The organism is Christensenella sp., assembly GCF_034927525.1.
Classification (GTDB): domain Bacteria; phylum Bacillota; class Clostridia; order Christensenellales; family Christensenellaceae; genus Christensenella.
Window position 1 is genome coordinate 1 of sequence record NZ_JAYFPU010000081.1, and the last position, 5,095, is coordinate 5,095.

Genomic DNA, 5,095 nt, shown 5'->3' on the forward strand with positions numbered 1-5,095 from the left:
AAGCGCAGGCCATCGAGTCCGCGGTCAAGACCGTGCTCAAAAGCGGTGCGCGTACGGCGGACATTGCCGCAGGCGGCGCATTTATTTCTACCGTGGAAATGAGTGACCTGATCCTTACGGAACTGAAATAATTTTGAGCGATACCAAAAAGGCTGTCTTTTACAGACAGCCTTTTTTTCTACATTTTATCGCGGTCACGCTTGCGTCCTCCCGGATTGTCCGGCCGCCGCGTTTTTACCGCCCGCGTAGGCACACTACGGCTTTGCGCCGTCCTGCCCGCGCGCACAGGCGAAATATCCGCACCACGCCGCGCCCCCGCATAACGCCTTTTCCTGCGACTGATGTTCACCGTGCGTACAATGATCAATGTAAGCACAAGTCCTGCGGGAATGATGATCCACAAATACCACATCTCAAACGAGATCACTGGCACGCCATACTCCTGGCTCGTTTCCATTTCGTCCCCTGCGGGGTACACCTGCCGGCTTGCCACCAGCGGCGCGTTGTATATCTCCTCACCATTGAACAGGTAAGATACCGTTCCCACCTTGTCACCCGCGTTGATGGGCGCCTTCAGCGGTTCTTCAATGTTTGTTTGCTGCTCCAATTGTACGCTGCCGTCCGCAAGTCCCTGCGCTGTCGTCGCGTCCACAAGACGTACCTCTGTCTTTTCCCCGCTCAGGTCGGCGGTCACTTCCAGCTTGCCTTCCTCCGGGTCGTTGCCTGCCGCGCCTTCGATCTGCTCCGTTACGGAAAGCGGCGCGACATACTGTGTCAGGTCGACCTTTGCATAATTTGCAAAGCCATACTCAAACAAATATTTCGCGATATCCCACCTTGCATAGGAATTTGGGATACCTGCCGCTTTGTCCCCCAGAGACTTATCTCCAAAGATCAGCGCGATCAGGTTCAAATCTCCACTCGTCGCGGTTGCGACAAGACAACCGTACGACGGTACGGCCTCGCCGCCGTTGAGCGTTATGTTTTCCAAAAGGCCTGTTTTTAGGCCTGTCGCTTTATCGTACAGGTAGGTCGAATATTCCGGCTTGTTTTCCGGGGTCGCGATCAAGAAATTTGAACTGGTAAATTTACGCGGCGTCTCAGCAGTTGCGTCTGCGTCCGGCGTATATTCTTTCATCTTTGCCGCTTCCGCGATCTCCGTATGCTTGTATGCCTCTCTTGAAAGGATCGACATATCGGCGGCCGTCGTATAATGATCGTAACCAATATTAAAAATATAGAGACCGTACGGATTTAAGAAATGGGTTCCTGTCATGCCCATTTCCTGCGCCTTCTGGTTCATCATTTCCACAAACGCGGACTCGCTGCCCGCCATGTGTACGCCAAGCGCAGCAGCAGCATCGTTGCCCGAACAGATCATCAGCCCATAAAACAAATCCTTTACAGAAATTGTTTCACCACGCCGCAGTCCCATCAGGCTGGAACCTTTTGAAAACTCGTCGACCTCCGCCCCAACTGTGACCATATCTTCCATGTTGCAATTTTCAAGCGTCAAAATCGCCGTCATCAGCTTGGTTGTGCTGGCAGGGAAAACACGCCAGTCCTTATTTTTGGAGAAAAGGACTTCCCCTGTATCCGCGTCGATCAGCATGACGGAATCCGCCGTGATCTTCGACATATCTACTTCCGGCGAACCCTGCTTTAGCTCAGACGTTGCCTCGGGCGTTGCCGTCGGCTCCGGCGTCGGGATAGGCGTCGGCGTTGCTTCCGGGCTTGCCGCATCTCCCGATGCCGCAGTTTCTCCGCTTGCCGGCGCTTCCGGCGCTGCAAAAGCAACCACCGGTATCGCTACGATCAGGACGACCGCAATGATCCATGTTACAATCTTCTTCAAACTCAATACCCTCACTGAAATTTCCTCACTATAACGTCCATATTATATAACAAAACAGAGGCTTTGTATAGCGAATGTATCACTTTTGTAATGAATTTTCATAGTTTCTTCACAACTTTTTTCCGCCGATGTACCGTATCGGTACAGCCTGCAAGGTATACTCTCCCCATAACGAAAAATACAACGGAGGTCAGGAAACATGCTGGAAATTTTATTGTCAAAAGAGATACTCGCCATACTTGCTGTCGTTGTTTCTGTCATTGGCACGATATGCGTTTTTGCCGCATTGCTGGAGCACAAACCACGTCACAAATACCGTCGTCCCACGCAATACCGTGAATAACTAAAGATTCTCCTTGAAAATATCGCCAAAATACAAGATAATAAGTAGGTATTGATTTTTTAAGGACAGGCAGGTATTTTCATGAAACAGCAAATAATCACGGCGCAGGCAGCCGCAGATATGATAGGCGACGGCGCTGTTATTGCAGCCGGAGGATTCATCATGTCGGCTGTGGCGGACGAATTGTATCACGCGATCGAGCAACGGTTTTTAAAAACGCAGCACCCGCAAAACCTTTCCCTGCTCAGCGTCACCTCGGTGGGCGACGGCGCAGACCGCGGGCTCAACCGTCTCGCGCATAAAGGACTTGTGAAAAAGCTCGTTGCGGGGCACCTCAACCTTATGCCCAAGCTGCAGAAGATGATCTTTTCCGAGGACATCGAAGGCTACAACCTCCCGCAGGGCGTGATCGCGCAGCTGATGCGCGACGTTGGGGCAAACCGTCCCGGCCTTGTTACGCATATCGGTCTTAGTACGTTTGTGGACCCGCGTTACGGCGGCGGGCAGATCAACGGTATATCAAAGGATGTACTGAATGAGATCGTTTCGTTTGACGGAAAAGAATATATCCGTTACAAACCGTTTGACCGCATCGATTTTGCGCTGCTGCGCGGCACACGCGCCGACAAAAACGGCAACATCAGCATGGAAAAAGAAGCGGCTATGGCGGATGCGCTTTCTATTGCGCAGGCCTGCCATGCGCTCGGTGGCAAGGTGATCGTACAGGTCGAAGAGATCGTAGACGATATCGCGCCGCACGATGTACGCGTACCCGGTATCCTTGTGGATTATATCGTCAAAACAAGCGACATGAAATTCCATACGCAAACCGCGGCCTGCGACTATAATCCGGCCTATTCCGGCCAGTCCCGCGCGCCCAAGGGCGCAATGCCCGTACTTGAGAGCGGCGCGCGCCGTATCATCGCGCTGCGTGCGTTAAAAGAGCTTCAGCCGGGCATCGTCAACCTCGGCATCGGCATGCCCGAAGGCATCGCTGCTGTCGCGGAGGAAAAAGGGATAGAAGGCTTTACGCTGACCGTAGAAGCGGGCGGCATCGGCGGTTCTCCGCTTTCGGGGGTAGAATTCGGCGCGACGCTCAACCCTGAAGCCATCATCTTCCAGCACCAGCTGTTTGATTTTTATCATGGCGGCGGGCTCACGCAAGCCTTTTTGGGGCTCGCGGAGGCCGACCCGCAGGGCAACATCAACGTCAGCAAGTTTGGGCCGCGCATCGCGGGCTGCGGCGGATTCATCTGCATCACGCAGGCAACGCCCAAGCTGTATTTCATCGGCACGTTCACCGCAAAAGGGTTGAAAGAGGAAGTTGTAGACGGTAAGCTGCGCATCCTTACGGAGGGCAGCATCAAAAAGTTCAAAAAAGACATTGAGCAGCTGACGTTCTCCGCCAAGCGCGCGAAGGAGCTTAAGCAAGAGGTCATGTTCATCACGGAACGCTGTGTCCTTGAATTGCGCGACGAAGGACTGACGCTAACAGAGATCGCTCCCGGCGTCGATCTTGAACGCGATATCATCGCCAATATGGAGTTTCGTCCGCTGATCGCGGAGGACTTAAAGGAAATGGATGCGGACATCTTTTCTTAAGAGTATAACGATAAAAAAAGCCGTGAGCGGAATGATCCTGCTCACGGCTTTTTTATTGTTTCTCAGTTCTCCTGCTCCGCGGAATAATCGCAAAAATTGCCTTCCGTTTTCCACAGACGCTCAAGCTGATAAAACTCACGTTCTTCCTTGTGGAAAATATGTACGAGCACATCGCCGTAGTCAATGACGACCCACCTGCCCTGACGCTCGCCTTCCGTACGCAGCGGGCTTGCACCCTGCTCGTCACGTATCTTGAGCTGTACCTCTTCACTCAATGTCTGCACATGAGAAACGTTTGGCGCGCTCGCGACCACAAAGTAATCCGAAATGATCGTCATGTCCGCAACACGCAGGATCACAATATCCTGCGCCTTCTTATCGTCCAGTATTTCCGCTATCCTTCTTGCTCTTTCAGAAATTTCCAATGCTAGATCTCCTCTCCCGGAAACAACCTCCGGTAATCGTTGTATGCCTCCACACTGTCCGTGTCGATGAGGCCTTTGTTTTTGACGACATGGCCTATCGTCGTCTTAAGCACCAGCAGCACCGCTTTATCGATATCGGCAAACGCCAGCTCCCGTGCCAGCTCCACCCCCGGGAAATCCCGGTTGGGCTCCACATAATCCGCAATAAATACGATCTTTTCAAGCAGGCTCATGCCCGCCCTGCCGGTGGTATGCCAGCGGATCGCCCCCAGCACTTCTTCGTCCGTCACATATCCCTTTTCCTTCAAAAGCGCGGCAGCCGTATGTCCGTGCAGCGTCTTCTCTGTCAGGTAGGGGATGCCGTACTTTTCCGCCATCGCCACGTTATCCATTTGCTTTGTATAGTCATGCAGCAATCCTGCAAGCCCCGCTTTTTCCCTGTCCGCGCCGTACCGCCTCGCAAGTGCGAGCGCTGTTTGCTCCACCCCCAGGCTGTGATCGAATTTTTCGCCCTTTACCTTTTGTGCAAGCTTATTTACGATTTTTTCGCGTTCAGCGGTATAATCCATTTGCAATAATGTATTCCTCCACATCCTTTGGTACAAGCCCCTCGATACTTTTGCCGCGCTCCAAGCGTTCCCTGATGTACGAAGAACTTACAAAAAGCCCCGTATATTCCGACAGCAATATCGTTGCGTGATACCGCTCGGTAAGCCGCGCGATCTCCGCCGAAAGCCGCAGCATATCATGCGTGCTGCGCCGGACGCATACAAAGCGCGTCAGCGAGAACAATTCCTCAAACGCGTGCCACGAGGTAAGCTCAAATACCGTATCCGCGCCGATGATAAAGTAGTAATCCGTTTCCGGATT

At 52.8% G+C, this 5,095-nt stretch carries 6 protein-coding genes; 2 read left to right on the forward strand and 4 right to left on the reverse strand.

The window, feature by feature from the left end; translation table 11 throughout:
- Window positions 1-178: 178 nt before the first annotated feature.
- A complete protein-coding gene (locus tag VB081_RS02995) occupies window positions 179-1,855 on the reverse strand; it encodes a D-alanyl-D-alanine carboxypeptidase family protein (RefSeq protein ID WP_323399367.1) in 1,677 nt (558 codons plus the stop codon).
- Between the two features lie 199 nt (window positions 1,856-2,054).
- On the opposite strand from VB081_RS02995, the gene VB081_RS03000 reads away from it, so the two are divergent.
- Together VB081_RS03000 and VB081_RS03005 are read left to right on the forward strand one after the other, a co-directional pair.
- Window positions 2,055-2,198 (forward strand): hypothetical protein, encoded by a 144-nt coding sequence (locus VB081_RS03000; RefSeq protein WP_323399368.1) that lies wholly within the window; start codon window positions 2,055-2,057, stop codon window positions 2,196-2,198.
- A gap of 81 nt (window positions 2,199-2,279) precedes the next feature.
- Window positions 2,280-3,800, forward strand: coding sequence for an acyl CoA:acetate/3-ketoacid CoA transferase (locus tag VB081_RS03005; RefSeq protein ID WP_323399369.1), 1,521 nt, complete (start codon window positions 2,280-2,282; stop codon window positions 3,798-3,800).
- Window positions 3,801-3,862: 62 nt separating this feature from the next.
- Here VB081_RS03005 and rsfS read toward each other — a convergent pair whose 3' ends face one another.
- From rsfS to VB081_RS03020, 3 genes are all read right to left on the reverse strand, one after another.
- Window positions 3,863-4,225, reverse strand: coding sequence for a ribosome silencing factor (gene rsfS / locus VB081_RS03010; RefSeq protein WP_323399370.1), 363 nt, complete (start codon window positions 4,223-4,225; stop codon window positions 3,863-3,865).
- 2 nt (window positions 4,226-4,227) lie between these two features.
- Complete coding sequence (yqeK, locus tag VB081_RS03015; protein ID WP_442872697.1) at window positions 4,228-4,800, reverse strand: bis(5'-nucleosyl)-tetraphosphatase (symmetrical) YqeK; 573 nt, start codon at window positions 4,798-4,800, stop codon at window positions 4,228-4,230.
- On the reverse strand, window positions 4,778-5,095 hold a 318-nt coding region (locus tag VB081_RS03020), incomplete at its 5' end, for a nicotinate-nicotinamide nucleotide adenylyltransferase (RefSeq protein WP_442872698.1). The genes yqeK and VB081_RS03020, both read right to left, overlap by 23 nt.